Here is a 717-nt window from a genome sequence, read left to right as displayed (position 1 = left end):
TAACCAGGATGCTCTGCTGGATCCCAAGCCGAATGTTTACGCCGCTTATCATCCTCCTTGATTTTACGCTCAGCCTGAGATTTAGTCAGCTCTACGGTTGCCGTAACAGGCGCGCGGCTCCGATTATCTCGTGACGCTTGCTCTGTCTGAATATTCACTGATGGGGCAATAAGTGGCACACTAACATGCGTTGGTGACACGATCATCGCTGAAACCTCCTCAGCATCGCCCGTCCCTCAAGCACCTTAACGCTTTCGGGTTAGCTTAATTATCGACCAATAGCAGAAAAGATTGAGCGCTAATTTACCGATTTGAAACAAAATTTACACCTGATTTGCAAAACGAATAATTTGCTGACAGAACTCATCCAGCTCGGTCAAAAAAGGGGCATGGGCTGAACATTGAAAAATATGTACCGCACTCGTTGGCATTAACGCGTTTAATGACTGTGCAATATAAACCGGCACCAAGCCATCTAATCGTCCATAAAGACGCAGGATAGGAATAGAAAGCTCCGTCAGTGGAGCCCGTAAATCTGTATTCGCTAAAATGTTTAACCCAGCCCGTAACGCCTCAGGATTCGGCGCAGGTCGCGACAAAATGGCTTGCTTTAATTGCTTAATATCTTGCCGTGCTGAAGGGCTTCCCATCGCTTGTAGAGCCAGAAAACGTTCCACAGTCGGATGAAAGTCAACTAATAATTGCTGCGTAAAAGCC

The 717-nt window shown here is 46.7% G+C and carries 1 protein-coding gene and 1 pseudogene; both read right to left on the bottom strand.

Translation table 11 applies throughout. From position 1 onward, the window contains the following. Positions 1–206, bottom strand: a pseudogene (locus B7C60_RS17575) (ATP-dependent Lon protease); the annotation flags it as partial. A gap of 117 nt (positions 207–323) precedes the next feature. Then, the coding region (locus B7C60_RS17570; RefSeq protein WP_342747900.1) for an alpha/beta fold hydrolase at positions 324–717 on the bottom strand (394 nt) is incomplete at its 5' end.

Source organism: Vibrio fujianensis (assembly GCF_002749895.1).
In the GTDB taxonomy this organism is placed as follows: Bacteria; Pseudomonadota; Gammaproteobacteria; order Enterobacterales; family Vibrionaceae; genus Vibrio; species Vibrio fujianensis.
Note: the sequence above shows the minus strand (reverse complement) of the source record. Positions and strands in the feature narration are given on the sequence as shown.